We start from the raw sequence: 14,213 nt of genomic DNA, 5'->3' as shown, positions 1-14,213 counted from the left end.
TTTCCCCCAGAGAAAGCGCGTCAATGATTGCCGGAGCCGGCCTGGATCGACCGGACGATAGGTTTGCAGAGCAGCACGCTGAGCACTGAAAGCGCGCCCAGCAGCAGGTAATAGGTTTCGTAGCCCAGGCCCTTGGCGAGGAAGCCCGACAGCGAGCCACCGACGAAAAACACCAGCAGCTCGAAGCACACCAGCACGGTGAAGTCGGTGCCGGCCTGCTGCCGCGAGCACAGCTGCATGAACAGGGCGTAGAGGCTGGTCATCGCCAGGTAGCGGATGGCCAGGAGCACCAGCACCATGGTGCCGAGCCACAGCGGTGAGCCGTCGGCCAGGCCGCTGAGCAGCAGCCCGGCGACTGCCAGGTAGGCCAGGCTGCGCAGCCAGCCGGCACGTAGCAGCAGGGTCGCCGCGCGCTGGCGCTGCAACAGGAGCGCTGCTGCCACGGCGGCAAGTAGCCCGACGCTGGCGCCGGCCACCGACATCAGCAGGCCGATCTGCGTCAGCGACCACTGCCGATCCACCAGCATCGGCGTGAGCATGGCCATGGCCGGCGCCTCGACCAGGCGATAGACCAGGATCAGCAGCAGCGCCCAGCGGATCTCCGGGCGCTTGAAGGTGGCGATGAAGCCCGGCCTGGCGGCATCGGCCTGCGCCGACAGGCGATCATCGACCCGCGCTACCGCCAGCATGGTCAGGGCGCTGAGGCCGGCCAGGGTCAGCAGCGCGCTCTGCCAGCCGACCACCTGGTATAGCCACAGCACGCCGGCACCGCCGAACAGGCTGCCCAGGGCCACACCAATGCTCTGCGCCATGCTGCCCAGGCGATGATCCTCGCTGGCCAGCGACTCCACGGTGTAGCCGTCGATGGCGATGTCCTGGGTGGCGGCGAAGGTGGATATCCACAGGCTCACCAGCACGAACAGCAACAGGCCGTGCTCCAGGCCGGTCAGCGCCAGCACCAGGATTCCGGCCACCAGCGCCGCCTGAGTCAGCCACAGCCAGGTGCGGCGACGGCCGAGGCTGTGCAGGTAATGCCGGTCGACCAGCGGCGCCCAGAGAAACTTGAACGCCCAGGGGACGTACAGCAGCGAGAGCATGCCGATCCAGCGCAGGTCGACACCCTGGCTACGCAGGATGGCCGGCATCGCCACGTTGAAGAAGTACAGCGGCAGCGCGTGGGCCAGGTACAGCACCACGATCACCGCCAACGCCAGCCGGGTCACCGGCACCTGCTCAGACGGACGCTGCATGATCCACCATGCGCTCGGCGATCCAGCGATAGCCGTGCGTCCTGTCCAGGGTGACGAAGTAGGGCACGCCCCAGGCGGCATGCAGCGCCGGGGTGTCGAGCCGGGCCTGCTCCTCGGCGTCACAGGCAATGCGCACCAGCCCCTGGCACACCTCGCGGAACGCCGCCTTGTGCTGCTTGTACCAGACGCCCTGGATGGCCCGGTAACCCTCGGCGAAGGTGCTGCCCTCGCGGGTACTGGAAATGAAGAAGAACGGCTGACGGCCTTCGATCAGACGCTCGATGCCGTCCAGCCACTGGCTTATCTGCGCCGCGTCGACCTGGTCGTGAAAGACCGCCTCGACCACTGCCGTTTGCGTGAGGAGCAAACCCATCGCTGTGTGATTCCCATGATCGTTGGTGACGCAACCAAGACGATTGCGACCTCATTGCACATGAGAATAATTCTGAACAATGTTGCGCGCTTAGGGGAAAAGAAGGAAAAATTAGCCGCAACGAAACTTCCACCGGTCAAGCCAGCATGACGGTCTTCACCTGCGGTCAGCTCAGCGATGTCGTCCACACCCTGGGCGGCAACCTGCATTTCCAGCGCGAGCTACCGGGCGAACAGCCAGTGCTCGACGGCGAACAACAAGTGCAAGTGCTGAGCGAAGGCCTGGTGCTGTACTTCAGCCACAGCCGCGATCTGGTCGACGCCAGCAGCGACAACCGCCTGGCGCCGGGCATCACTGCCGCCTTCCTGCTACAAGGCGAAGCCGAAGTCAGCCTGCCGCGCCAGCGCCTGCACTTCGATGCCCGCCCTGGCGGTCAGCGCGCCATGCTGGTCAACCTGACCGATAGCGACCAGTTCCAGCGCCACTGGCGCAGCGGCCGCGAAGAAACCAAGGTATGCCTGAGCATCACCCCGGACTGGCTGCAGCAGTTCGCCCTCGACAGCCAGCTGCGCAGCGACGCCCTGATGCGCTTCAGCCGCAGCCACTGGCACAACCTGCCCTGGCAACCCTCGGTGGACATCCTCCAACGTGCCCACCAGTTGCTCGAACGTGACGCGAGCCTGCCGCCGTTGATGCAACGCCTGCAACGCGAGAGCTTCGCCCTGGATCTGGCCTGCGACATCCTGCGCGGCATCGATGCGCCGCCGGAGAAACGCCTCGGCAGCCATCTGGAACGCTGCCTGCTGCGCCTGAAGGAGTGGCTGGACAGTGGCGAGGCCGACACCCTGAGCATCGCCGACATGGCGCGTCAGCTCGGCACCAACCCGGTCGACCTGCAGAACGCCTTCCGCAGCCGCAACGGCACCACCATCGCCGCCTACCTGCGCCGCCAGCGCCTGGCCCGCGCTTATCAGGCCATGCGCCAGCAGGGCCTGTCAGTGGAGGATGCCGCCAATCTGGCCGGCTACGAGCACCTCAGCAGCTTCAGCGCCGCCTTCAAGCGCGAGTATGGCTTTCCGCCGTCGCAAGCCCGACGCTGAGCGAAGTGGATCAATCCGAATCTGCACAATTGGATCTATGTGACTGGGCCACCTCTGCGTAGATTCATCGCTACCGGGGCAGGCCATCGCGCCCCTCAACGCGGATACGGATGATCACCATGAGCCAGCGCCTCGACTACTTCGCCCTCTCCCCCAAGGCCTCCGGCAAATACGCCGAGTTCTCCATGCTGCTGACCCGCAGCCCGTTCCTCGCGCCGCTGGCCCACCTGGTCATGCTGCGTGCGTCGCAGATCAACGGCTGCGCCTTCTGCGTCGACATGCACGTGAAGGAAGCGAAGATCCATGGCGACCGCGAACTGCGCATGCACCATGTCGCCGTGTGGCGCGAATCGCCGCTGTTCTCCGCACAGGAGCGCGCCGCGCTGGAATGGACGGAAGCCCTGACCCAGCTGTCGCCGCACGGCGTGTCCGACGCCATCTACGCCAGCGTGCGCGAGCAGTTCTCCGAGCAGGAACTGTCGGAGCTGACTTTTCTGGTGGTCGCCATCAACGGCTGGAACCGCCTCAACGTGGCCTTCCGCACCGTGCCCGGCTCCGCCGACAAGCAGTTCGGCCTGGACAAGGCCGGCCTGGCCTGAGGGTTATCCACAGGGTCGGTCGCCAGTCGCGCGGCGGCCCTGCTTCTCTCTGAGCGGCCCGCTGCACAGCACGGGCAAAACCGGCATGATGTGCCCCCGCGCCAGCACCGCGCTGGCGTGACGAATCCTCGTCGACCTCCATCAGACACACTCGCCGCCCGCTCAACGGAGCCCTTGCATGCTGCCCCTGCCGTTTTCCCGCCAACCCGCCCACCTCACCCTGCTCGCCCTCGCCTGCCTGAGCGGCCACAGCGCCTTCGCCGAAGAGCCCGTGCAACTCGATCCACTGCAGGTCACCGGCGAACAGGTAAGTGAAGTAGAGGCCGCGCGCGAGGAGCTCAAGCGCGTCCCCGGGGCCACCAATGTGGTGGATATGGCCAAGGTCGAACAAGGCCGCGTGGCCGGCGTCGCCGATGTGCTGGCCTACCAGCCCGGCGTCTACGCGCAGTCTCCCGGCAACGAAGGGGTGAAGATCAGCGTGCGCGGCTCGGGGATCAACCGCGGCCCCGGTTCGCATGCCTCCGGCACCCATATCATGCTCGACGGCCTGCCACTGACCGGTCCTGGCGGCACGCCTTACGAACTGCTGGAGCCGCTGTGGATAAGTCGCGCTGAAGTGCTGCGCGGCGCCAACGGTTTCGACCGGGGTTCGCTGGCCCTGGGCGGCGCCATCGACTACATCACCCACACCGGCTACACCGCGCCCAAGCTGCAACTGCGCTATGAAGCAGGCAGCCGTGGCTACCAGAAGCGCAGCATCGCCTCCGGCCAGGTGCTGGGCGATTTCGACTACTACTTCGCCCTCACCGACAGCGAAACCGACGGCTATCAGGATCATTCCTCAGGCAAGGGCAAAGGCGTCGCCGCCAACTTCGGCTATCGCCTCAACGAGAACCTGGAGACGCGTTTCTACCTGCGTTACCGCGAGACCGAGCACGAAGTACCGGGCCGTCTGACCAAGGCGCAGATCGAACATGACCCACGCGCCGCAGCCGCCAACAACCTGCGTATCGACGCCTACCGCGACCAGCCCGGCAGCACCTGGATCGCCAACAAGACCACCTGGCAGATCGACGATGACTCGACCCTGGTGGCGGGCCTGGCTTATCACCATTACCCGATGGATATCGTCGAGAACAGCTCGCCCAACGGCAACACCTACCGTGTTCGCGTGGACTACAGCGACGTCAGCGGCACGCTGAATTACACCCGCCGACACACCCTGTTCGGGCTTAACAGCACCACGACCCTGGGTTTCCGTAGCACCACCACTCTGCCCAGCAGCAAGTCGAAGGAGAACGCCGCGTTACCGATCACCGTCGGCGGCACGGACTACCCGGCCGGCACGCTGATGCGCGCCTACGAACACCTGGGTTCGGACACCGTGCTGCATATCGGCAACGAGCTGGAGCTAACGCCCGACCTGTGGCTGACCAGCGGCCTGGCGCTGATCCATACCCGCCGCGAAGTGCAGGTGACCTGGCCAGCCACCGACGACAAGCTCGACGAAAGCACTTGGGACTACGCACCGCGCATCGGCCTGCGCTACCAGCTCAACCCCGAAGTACAGCTATTCGGCAATATCACCCGCTCGGTGGAACCGCCACATGCCTGGTCGATGATCTGGAGTTCGCCACTGCGCTTCCCGGCCAATAACCAGCCTTACGCTTCCCGCCAGCGCGCACCGATCTCGATGGACAACCAGACCGCCACCACCTTCGAGGTCGGCGGGCGCGGCGATTCCGTACTAGGTCAGTGGGAGCTCACCTACTACTACTCGCAGGTACGCCACGAGCTGCTCACCGTCGAGATAGAGAACAACGTCTTCGCCGAATCCAACGCCAGCCCCACCGTGCACCAAGGTATCGAAGCCGGCCTCACCAGCCCGCTGTGGCAAGGCGGCGCGGCCGGCGCCCTGAGCCTGCGCCAGGCTTACACCTTCAGTGATTTCCACTACCGCGACGACGACGAATTCGGCGGTAACCGCCTACCCAGCCTACCGCGCCACTACTACCAGGCCGAGGTGCGCTACGACCACCCGAGCGGCTTCTACGCCGGCCTCAACACTCAGTACGCTTCCAAAGTCGCGGTCGACTACGCCAACTCCTATTACGCCGACGCCTACGCCACCTTCGGCGCCACCCTCGGCTACGCCTCGCCAAAGGACGACTGGCAAGCCTGGCTCGACCTGCGCAACCTGACCGACAAACGCTATGCCGCTACCGTGACGCCGGGCTATAACGACAACGGCGTGGATGTAGCGCGCTCCACGCCTGGAGAAGGGTTTGGGGTGTATACGGGGGTTTCTTGGAGTTGGTTGTAAGACGACGGAGCTGATTTGGAGATGGTGGAAAAAACTTCGCGGTTTTCCACCCTACGGACTATTCATCGAGGCAACTTAGGTAGCTATGGCAGTAACCACCGGACATGGAAATCCAAAATGGACACGAGAAGAAGTAATCCTCGCTCTGGATCTATACCTCGAATGCGGCTTGAGTATTCCTTCTGCCTCAGATCCAAGAGTTAAAGCACTCTCTGAAACCTTGCGAGCGTTCCCCCATCACAGCGCTGCTGCCCGAAAAGCCTCCTTCCGCAATGCTGACGGGGTTGCTTTTAAGCTTCAGAACTTGCGCCAGGTGAGTACCGGCCTAGGCCTAGGTAATGTTTCCAAAACAGACCGAGCAGTCTGGGAAGAACTTGGTTCCTCTCCAAATAAAGTGAAGGAATTGGCAGCCCTCATTAGAGCTGGGCTTGATACTTTGAGCGAAGTTAGGGAAGACCAAGCAGAGTACGAAACCTTTGCAGAAGGACATGTCGTAACAGAAACACACCTCCGTCGAGAAAGGAGTCCTGTTCTTCGCACCCGCCTTATAGATTTACGAAAGAAACAAGGTCGTTTCGCCTGCGAGATTTGCGCAAGGAAACCAAACGTCCTCGATAACACACTGGCAGATGCAATCTATGAAGCCCACCACGTTGTCCCACTAGCAATAGGAGATGAACGTGTCACCAAGATTGCAGATATGGCTTTGCTATGCGCTTGTTGCCATAGACTGATTCACAAGGCCATCGTCGGCCAAAAGCGCTGGCTCAGTATTCTAGAAGCAAGAAAACTCATATATGGATATGAATGCACCGATTAACAGACTCGGCGTGTAGGGTGGACAACGCTCTTCTTGTCCACCACTTCTAACCTCAATCCCCCGCCGCACCCTCCTTCCTCAACAAATAACTATCCATGATCCACCCATTACGCTCACGCGCCTCGGCACGGGTCGTGACGAGGCGTTCGGCCACCTCATCCAGCGGGCCGGCGATCAGGATTTCATCGGCTGTACCGACGTAGGCGCCCCAGTAGATATGCAGGCCCTGGCCGACGAAGCGGCGGTAGGTGTCCTTGGCGTCGAGCATCACCGCCACGCTGTCCACGCCCTGCGGCCAGCCTTCGGCGAGCAGGCGACCGGTGGTGATTTCGACTGCGCGGCCGATGTTGTTGAGCGGGATACGGTGGCGCGCGGTCAGCGCCTGTAGGCTGGTGATGCCGGGGATCACGTCATAGATGAAGTCGCTACGCCGCGCGGCGATGGCTTCGATGATGCGGATGCTGCTGTCGTACAGCGATGGGTCGCCCCAGACCATGAAGGCCGCCGTCTCGCCATCGGCCATCTGCTCGTCGATCAGTTGCTCGAACACCGCCTGCTTGTCGCGGTTGAGTTCGTCGACGCTGGCGCGGTAGTCCGCCGCCTCGCGTTCGCGCTCCGGCTGCTGGCCTTCGGCGAAGCGCGGCGTGTGGCCGTCGAGGAAACGTGCGCAGATCTCCCGGCGCAGGGCGTTTAGCTTGTGCTTGGCCGCGCCCTTGTCCATCAGGAAGATCACGTCGCTGCGGCGCAGCGCCTTGATCGCCTGGTAGGTGATGTAGTCCGGGTCGCCGGCGCCGATGCCGACCAACAGCAGGGTTTTCATGGGGTTCTCCAGGTGCGGCCCGGCGCGCCGGGCGCCAGGTCGTCGATATGGTGGTAGTCGGCCTGCAGCGCCTGCGCCAACTGGCGGGCGCGGCCCAGGCGGATGGGCGCACGCTCGGTATCGAGCAGCAGGGTTGGGCATGGCAGCGGCGCCAGATTTGGCAGGTCACGCAGGCGGCCATCGGTGAGGATCAGCAGGCGCTGGCGTTCGCTCGGTTTGGCGCGCTGCCGACACAACAGCCAATCACCCGCCTGATTCAGCGCATCGAACAGCGGTGTGCCACCGCCCGCGCCCAGCTCGTGCAGCCAGCGGTGCAGCTCGGCGCTGGCCTTGCGTCCCTGCCACAGCCATTGCGCCTCGCGGCCACCGGCCTGCAGCACGGCGAGGCGCGCGCGCTGGCGATAGGCGCTGTCGAACAGCTCGGCGAGCACGCCCTTGGCCCGGCTCAGCGCACCATGGCGCCGGGTCGAGGCGGAGGCATCCACCAGCACCAGCCAGAGTTCTTCAGCCTGCTGGCTGCGCGGGCGCAGAACCAGTTGTTCACGGCGTTGCGGTCGGCCCTGGCGCAGGGTCGCCGGCCAGTCGATACGCCCGCGCACGCCCGTACGTGCGGCGCCACGCAGGCCGCCGCCGAGTCGTCCGGGCCGGTTGCGGGCATCCGCGCCTGTGGCTGTGCGCGGGCGGATGCTCAGGGCTTTTTTGGCCAGCGTGGCGGCACGCGCCGCTCGCCCATGGCCTGCGGCTGCGCCGGCAGCTCGCCCCACTGACCTTCGCCCTGGCTCTGTTCCTGCGCCTGCTGCGGCGCCTGGCTCTGCTCTGGCGGCGTGGCAGCCGGCGGTTGTGACTGGCGACGGCGATGGCGCAGAACGAAGTGCTCCACCGCCTCGATATCCACAGGCTCGATGCCCAACGCGCCACGCCAGGCCGCATGAGCACGGGCGGCACGCAGCCAGACCAGGTCGGCGCGCAGACCATCGACACCCGCAGCGAAGCAGCGCTGGCTGATCTCGCCCAGGGCGGCGTCATCCAGCGGGATATCGGCCAGGCGCTGGCGGGCATTCTGGCAACTGGCCGCGAGGGCAGCCTGCTCGGTTTGCCAGCGCTGCAGGAAGGCAGCAGGGTCGGCATCGAAGGCTAGGCGGCGACGCACGATCTCGGCGCGCTCGGCCGGTTGCGGCTGACCGTCCAGGGCCAGGTTGAGGCCAAAACGATCGAGCAGTTGCGGGCGCAGCTCGCCTTCCTCGGCGTTCATGGTGCCGATCAGCACGAAGCGTGCGGCATGCCGATGCGAGATACCGTCGCGCTCGACGTGGTTGACGCCACTGGCAGCGGCATCGAGCAGCAGGTCGACCAGATGATCCGGCAGCAGGTTGACCTCATCGACATACAGCACACCGGCGTCGGCACGCGCCAGCAGGCCGGGAGAAAACTGCGCCCGGCCTTCGCCCAGCGCGGCGTCCAGATCCAGAGTGCCGACGATGCGCTCCTCGCTCGCCCCCAGCGGCAGGGTGACGAAACGCCCGCCATCGAGCAGGTCGGCAAGGCCACGGGCCAGGGTCGACTTGGCCATGCCGCGTGGGCCTTCGATCAGCACGCCGCCGATGGCCGGATCGATGGCCGCCAAGCACAGCGCCAGCTTCAGCGAGTCGGCACCGACCACGGCGGCGAGGGGGAAGTGATGTTCGGTCATGGCAGTGATCCGTGGAGGTGAAGGGTCGCGCCTGGCTGTTGTGGGAGGGGCTTTAGCCGCGAGCTTGTCGCCGCTGAAGCGCCTCCCACGATGGGCATGCTGCACCCGTAGGGTGGGTTAGCGGCGCATAGCGCTGATAGTGCATCCGCACAGGGAATTAGCGCGCCGCGTAACCCGCCAGGCGATATATCGTGTGGCGCCAATGGTGGGTTATGCCGCACCCGCTTCTGCGAGTTGGCTGGCAACCGCGCAAGGCGGCTAGCCCACCCTACGGGAACGAGTCGCTTCATGATTCTTCGCTATCGAGCAACAGGTTTTCCAGCGCTTCGCGATACTCGCCGGGATTCTCCCACAGGCCGCGTTGCTGAGCTTCCAGCAAACGTTCGAGGATATCGTTAAGCGCGCCGGGGTTGTGCTGCTGGATAAAGTCGCGGGTGTCCTTGTCGAGCAGGTAGGCATCGGTGAGCAGCGCGTACTGGTGGTCGTCGACCAGCTCGCTGGTGGCGTCGAAGGCGAACAGGTAGTCGATGGTCGCGGCCAGCTCGAAAGCACCCTTGTAGCCGTGGCGCTTCATGCCCTCGATCCACTTGGGGTTGGCGGCGCGAGCACGCACGACGCGGTTGAGTTCTTCCTTGAGGCTGCGGATGCGCGGCGTGTCCGGCTGGCTGTTGTCGCCGAAGTAGCTGGCCACCTTGAGGCCGCGCAGGGTTTCCACCGCCGCCAGCATGCCGCCCTGGAACTGGTAGTAGTCGTTGGAATCGAGAATGTCGTGCTCGCGGTTGTCCTGGTTGTGCAGCACCGCCTGCATCTGCTCCAGGCGCTCGACGAAGCGCTGCCGCGCCGGCGCGCCCTCGGCGCCGCCGCCGTAGGCGTAGCCGCCCCAGTTGAGGTAGACCTCGGCCAGATCCGCACGGCTCTGCCACAGGCGTTCCTCGATGGCGTTCTGCACCCCGGCGCCATAGGCCCCCGGCTTGGCGCCGAACACCCGCCAGCCGGCCTGCCGACGTGCTTCGGCTTCATCCAGGCCGCCGTCCTTGAGCGCAAGCGATTCGCGCCAGACCCGCGCCGACAGCGGGTTCATGTCTTCCGGCTCGTCCAGCTCGATCACCGCCTGCACGGCGTCGTCGAACAGGCGGATCAGGTTGCTGAAAGCATCGCGGAAAAAGCCAGAAACGCGCAGGGTGACGTCCACCCGGGGTCGGCCAAGTTGTTCCAACGGCAAGACCTCGAAGCGCTCGACGCGCTGGCTGCCGGGATGCCATACCGGGCGCACGCCCATCAACGCCAGGGCCTGGGCGATATCGTCACCGCCGGTGCGCATGGTCGCCGTGCCCCACATCGACAGGCCAAGCTGGCGCAGGTGGTCGCCTTCGTCTTGCAGATGGCGCTCCAACAGGCGATCCGCCGCCTGCACGCCGAGGCGCCAGGCGGTCGGCGTGGGCAGGTGGCGCACATCGACGGTGAAGAAGTTGCGTCCGGTGGGCAGTACGTCAAGGCGGCCGCGACTGGGCGCGCCACTCGGCCCGGCGGGCACGAAACGCCCTTCCAGCGACGCCAGCAGGCCGCTCATCTCGGCGTCGCCACAGGCATCCAACAGCGGCGCGATATGCTCGGCCAAGCCGTCGAGAATCAGCGCCACCTCGGCACCAAAGGCTTCGCTGCGCTCTCCTGCCAAACGCTGTTCGATCAAGCTTAGCGCCAGCAGCTCAAGGCGCTCGCGGGTATCGCCGACGGTACGCCACAGGCTGTTATCCACAGCCTGCAACGCCTGTGGACGCAGCCCTTGCCAGAGCTGGCCCATATCGCAGTCCAGTGGATCGAGGCCCAGTTCCAGGCCTCGGGCCAGCGCGCGCAGCAGGCTGGCATTGGCGCCCTGGCCGTCGCCCCGGGGGATGCGCAGCAGCGCCAGCAGGGTGTCACGACGCAGTTGCCCGACGGGCGATTCGCCGAACACATGCAGGCCATCGCGGATCTGCGATTCCTTGAGGTCGCACAGGTAGGCGTCGAGCTGCGGTAGCCAGCTATCGCCGTCGTCGTTGAGTTGCAGGCCCAGCTCGCGGTCGAGGCTGGCCTCGCGCACCTTGGCCAGAATCTCACCACGCAGCTCCACGGCGCGGCGCTGATCGAGCTGGCTGGCGTCATAGTATTCGTCGGCCAGGCGCTCCAGATCGCGCAGCGGACCGTAGCTCTCGGCACGGGTCAGCGGCGGCATCAGGTGATCGATGATCACTGCCTGGGTGCGGCGCTTGGCCTGCGCGCCCTCGCCCGGATCGTTGACAATGAACGGGTAGACGTTGGGCAGCGGGCCGATCAGCGCCTGCGGCCAGCAGCCCTGGGACAGGCCAACGCTCTTGCCCGGCAGCCACTCCAGATTGCCGTGCTTGCCGACGTGGATCAGCGCATCGGCGGCGAAGGCCGTGCGCAGCCAGGCGTAGAAGGCGATATAGCCGTGCGGCGGCACCAGGTCGGGGTCGTGGTAAACCGCTGCCGGGTCGAGCTGATAACCGCGCGCCGGCTGGATGCCGACGAAGGTCAGGCCGAAACGCAGGCCGGCGACCATCATCCGTCCGCTACGGAACATCGGGTCGTCCTGCGGCTCGCCCCAGCGCTCGTGCACCGCCTGCTGGTTGGCCGCCGGCAGACTGTGGAAAAACGCCAGGTAGTCGTCCAGCGCCAGGCTCTGTGCGCAGGGCCGCGTATCCAAGCCATCCAGATCGTTGGTAACGCCACCCAGCAGGTTGTGGACAAGTGCAGTCCCGCTATCGGGCAGGTTATCCACCGGATAACCCTGGGCCTGCAGGGCGCGGAGGATATTCAGCGCAGCAGCCGGTGTATCCAGGCCGACGCCGTTGCCGATGCGGCCATCGCGGGTCGGGTAGTTGGCCAGGATCAGACCGATTCGCTTCTGATCGTTGCTTTTAATCGCCAACTGACACCAGTTACGCGCCATTTCGGCGACGAAGGCCATACCTGACTCGTGCGCCTGGTAGCATACCACATCGCTCTGGCTACGCTCGCTGCGCCAGGCCAGGCCCTTGAAGCTGATGGCAGTGCCGATCAGCCGGCCATCCAGCTCGGGCAGCACCACATGCATGGCCAGGTCACGCGAGCCCAAGCCTTGGGCGCTGGCCTGCCACTGCGTGTGGTTATCCAGCGAACAGATGGCCTGCAGCACCGGGATATCCCGGCGAAACACCCGCGCCTGCGGCGCCTCGGGGTTGGACAGGGCAAAGCCGGTGGTATTGATGATCAGCGCGGTGCTCGTCTCGTCCAACCAGGCCTGTACCTGATTCAGGCAGGCCGGCTCCTTGAGGCTGGCCACGGCAATCGGCAGCGGGTTGAGCCCCTGAGCGATAAGGTGCTGGCAGAAGGTATCGACGAAGGCGATGTTCGCCGATTGCACATGGTTGCGGTAGAACAGCAGCGCCACTACGGGCGCATCCGGCTGCCACTGTGCCTGCCAGTCAGCCAGGGCTGCCGGGCTACGCTGCGGATGATAGAGGCCAACGCGCGGCAGCGGTTGCGGCTCCTGCCAGGCATCGTCGCGCCCCAGCCAGCGGCTACCGATGCAGTGGAACAACTGGCGGGCGTTGTCCAGCCCGCCCTGGCGCAGGTACTGCCAGAGGCGCTGGCTGTCTTCCTCGGCGACGTTGCCCAGGGCATTCAGCTCCGGGTCGGGTTTGTCGTCGCCCGGCACCATGATCACCATGGCACCACGCGCGCCCAGTTCCACCAGGCGCTCCACGCCATAGCGCCAGTAGCTCACCCCGCCATGCACGGAGATCAGGATGACCTTGGCATGCTGCAGCACCTGCTCGACGTAATAATCCACCGAGGCGTTGTTGCTCAGTTGCGCCGGACTGGCCAGGCGCAGGCTGGGGTAGTCCTCCGGCAGTTGCCGGGCGGCCTCGGCCAGCAACGACAGGTGCGAATCCCCCGTGCACAGGATCACCAGCTCGGCAGGCGTCTGGCCAAGGTCGGCGATGCTGTCGGCCGGCAGTTGGGCGCCGGGCTGGGTGCGCAGAAGATGCATATTCGCTCTGTGGGAGGGGCTTTAGCCGCGACTCTCCGCGAATTGGATCGCGGCTAAAGCCCCTCCCACAATCCTCAGGCCAGTGCCGCTTTCAGCTCGGCCTCGATGGCCGCGCGGTCGAGCTGCTGGCCGATCACCACCAGGCGGCTCAGGCGCGGCTCGTCGGCCTGCCAGGCGCGGTCGAAGTGACGGTCGAAGCGCTGGCCGACGCCCTGCACCAGCAGGCGCATGGGCTTGCCAGGGATCGCCGTGAAGCCCTTCACCCGCAGGATGCCGTACTTGGCCACTGCGTCTTTCAGTGCGGCGAGCAGCCGCGCCTCCTCTGTTTCCGGTAGTTCCACGTGGAACGAGTCGAACTCCTCGTGATCGTGGTCGTCGTCTTCATCGTCGTGATGGGTGCGGCGATTTTCGATATGCAGCTCGGTCTCGCTGTTCAGGCCCAGCAGCACGCTCAATGGCAGATCACCACCGTGTGCCTCGATCACCTTGACCGCTGGCGGCAGTTCCTCGGCCACCTCGGCACGCACTGCAGCCAGCGCCTCGGCATCGAGTAGGTCGGCCTTGTTGAGGATCACCAGATCAGCGCTAGCCAACTGGTCGGCGAACAGCTCATGCAGCGGCGACTCATGGTCGAGGTTGGGGTCGAGCTTGCGCTGTTCGTCGACCTGATCGGGGAAGGCGGCGAAGGTGCCGGCGATCACCGCCGGGCTGTCGACCACGGTGATCACCGCATCGACCGTGCAGGCATTACGGATTTCCGGCCAGTTGAAGGCCTGGACCAGCGGTTTGGGCAGCGCCAGGCCGCTGGTCTCGATGAGGATATGGTCGAGATCGCCACGGCGCGCCACCAGTTCGCGCATCACCGGGAAAAATTCTTCCTGCACGGTACAGCACAGGCAGCCGTTGGCCAGTTCGAAGACGCGGCCATTCGCCTCTTCCTCACTGCAGCCGATGGAGCACTGCTTGAGGATCTCGCCATCGATGCCCAGCTCGCCGAACTCGTTGACGATCACCGCGATACGACGGCCGCCGGCATTGGCCAGCAGATGGCGTAGCAGCGTGGTTTTGCCGGCACCGAGAAAACCGGTGACGATGGTGACTGGCAGTTTGGCGAGGGTTTTCATGGAGGGCCCCGTGGCGTCGTTAAATTCGGCGGACGGGTACGCGCAGGCGGGCACGCGAAGGCGTGCTGGCCGCGTCGGATC

The 14,213-nt window shown here is 65.3% G+C and carries 11 protein-coding genes; 4 read left to right on the top strand and 7 right to left on the bottom strand.

Going from position 1 to position 14,213, the window contains the following annotated elements:
* Positions 1-20: 20 nt before the first annotated feature.
* Entirely contained in the window at positions 21-1,250 is a 1,230-nt protein-coding gene (locus tag RTH74_RS15515) for an MFS transporter (RefSeq protein ID WP_316915244.1), read from the bottom strand.
* A complete protein-coding gene (locus RTH74_RS15510; RefSeq protein ID WP_099525082.1) occupies positions 1,234-1,623 on the bottom strand; it encodes a hypothetical protein in 390 nt (129 codons plus the stop codon). The genes RTH74_RS15515 and RTH74_RS15510 overlap by 17 nt, the downstream gene beginning before the upstream one ends.
* A gap of 146 nt (positions 1,624-1,769) precedes the next feature.
* On the opposite strand from RTH74_RS15510, the gene RTH74_RS15505 reads away from it, so the two are divergent.
* The 4 genes from RTH74_RS15505 (at position 1,770) to RTH74_RS15490 (ending at position 6,465) form a co-directional block, all read left to right on the top strand.
* Positions 1,770-2,723 carry an AraC family transcriptional regulator gene (locus RTH74_RS15505; protein ID WP_316915243.1) on the top strand — a complete coding sequence of 318 codons (954 nt, stop codon included), beginning with the start codon at positions 1,770-1,772 and terminating at the stop codon, positions 2,721-2,723.
* 110 nt (positions 2,724-2,833) lie between these two features.
* On the top strand, positions 2,834-3,322 hold the full coding sequence (locus tag RTH74_RS15500) for a carboxymuconolactone decarboxylase family protein (protein ID WP_125834164.1): 489 nt from the start codon (positions 2,834-2,836) through the stop codon (positions 3,320-3,322).
* Positions 3,323-3,500: 178 nt separating this feature from the next.
* Complete coding sequence (locus RTH74_RS15495) at positions 3,501-5,645, top strand: TonB-dependent receptor domain-containing protein (RefSeq protein WP_316915242.1); 2,145 nt, start codon at positions 3,501-3,503, stop codon at positions 5,643-5,645.
* An 85-nt stretch (positions 5,646-5,730) separates the two neighbouring features.
* Complete coding sequence (locus tag RTH74_RS15490; protein ID WP_316915241.1) at positions 5,731-6,465, top strand: HNH endonuclease; 735 nt, start codon at positions 5,731-5,733, stop codon at positions 6,463-6,465.
* A gap of 52 nt (positions 6,466-6,517) precedes the next feature.
* On the opposite strand, the gene cobF is transcribed toward RTH74_RS15490, so the two are convergent.
* The 5 genes from cobF to cobW form a co-directional block, all read right to left on the bottom strand.
* Positions 6,518-7,285, bottom strand: coding sequence for a precorrin-6A synthase (deacetylating) (gene cobF, locus RTH74_RS15485; RefSeq protein WP_316915240.1), 768 nt, complete (start codon positions 7,283-7,285; stop codon positions 6,518-6,520).
* On the bottom strand, positions 7,282-7,992 hold the full coding sequence (locus RTH74_RS15480; RefSeq protein ID WP_316915359.1) for a VWA domain-containing protein: 711 nt from the start codon (positions 7,990-7,992) through the stop codon (positions 7,282-7,284). Before RTH74_RS15480 ends, cobF begins: the two co-directional genes overlap by 4 nt.
* On the bottom strand, positions 7,974-8,975 hold the full coding sequence (locus tag RTH74_RS15475; protein ID WP_316915239.1) for an AAA family ATPase: 1,002 nt from the start codon (positions 8,973-8,975) through the stop codon (positions 7,974-7,976). The genes RTH74_RS15480 and RTH74_RS15475 overlap by 19 nt, the downstream gene beginning before the upstream one ends.
* Positions 8,976-9,261: 286 nt before the next feature.
* On the bottom strand, positions 9,262-13,008 hold the full coding sequence (cobN, locus tag RTH74_RS15470) for a cobaltochelatase subunit CobN (RefSeq protein ID WP_316915238.1): 3,747 nt from the start codon (positions 13,006-13,008) through the stop codon (positions 9,262-9,264).
* A 74-nt stretch (positions 13,009-13,082) separates the two neighbouring features.
* Positions 13,083-14,132, bottom strand: a complete 1,050-nt coding sequence (gene cobW / locus RTH74_RS15465; RefSeq protein ID WP_316915237.1) for a cobalamin biosynthesis protein CobW — start codon at positions 14,130-14,132, stop codon at positions 13,083-13,085.
* Positions 14,133-14,213: the final 81 nt, after the last annotated feature.

The sequence above is a fragment of the Pseudomonas sp. zfem001 genome, assembly GCF_032621725.1.
GTDB lineage: Bacteria > Pseudomonadota > Gammaproteobacteria > Pseudomonadales > Pseudomonadaceae > Aquipseudomonas > Aquipseudomonas sediminis.
Note: the sequence above shows the minus strand (reverse complement) of the source record. Positions and strands in the feature narration are given on the sequence as shown.

What these genes read in the sequence shown, in the direction of transcription:
- RTH74_RS15505 (WP_316915243.1), top strand. Translation starts at nt 1,770, where the DNA reads ATGACGGTCTTCACCTGCGGTCAGCTCAGCGATGTCGTCCACACCCTG.
- RTH74_RS15500 (WP_125834164.1), top strand. Translation starts at nt 2,834, where the DNA reads ATGATCACCATGAGCCAGCGCCTCGACTACTTCGCCCTCTCCCCCAAG.
- RTH74_RS15475 (WP_316915239.1), bottom strand. Translation starts at nt 8,975, where the DNA reads ATGACCGAACATCACTTCCCCCTCGCCGCCGTGGTCGGTGCCGACTCG.
- RTH74_RS15510 (WP_099525082.1), bottom strand. Translation starts at nt 1,623, where the DNA reads ATGGGTTTGCTCCTCACGCAAACGGCAGTGGTCGAGGCGGTCTTTCAC.
- RTH74_RS15495 (WP_316915242.1), top strand. Translation starts at nt 3,501, where the DNA reads ATGCTGCCCCTGCCGTTTTCCCGCCAACCCGCCCACCTCACCCTGCTC.
- RTH74_RS15515 (WP_316915244.1), bottom strand. Translation starts at nt 1,250, where the DNA reads ATGCAGCGTCCGTCTGAGCAGGTGCCGGTGACCCGGCTGGCGTTGGCG.
- cobN (WP_316915238.1), bottom strand. Translation starts at nt 13,008, where the DNA reads ATGCATCTTCTGCGCACCCAGCCCGGCGCCCAACTGCCGGCCGACAGC.
- cobW (WP_316915237.1), bottom strand. Translation starts at nt 14,132, where the DNA reads ATGAAAACCCTCGCCAAACTGCCAGTCACCATCGTCACCGGTTTTCTC.
- cobF (WP_316915240.1), bottom strand. Translation starts at nt 7,285, where the DNA reads ATGAAAACCCTGCTGTTGGTCGGCATCGGCGCCGGCGACCCGGACTAC.
- RTH74_RS15490 (WP_316915241.1), top strand. Translation starts at nt 5,731, where the DNA reads ATGGCAGTAACCACCGGACATGGAAATCCAAAATGGACACGAGAAGAA.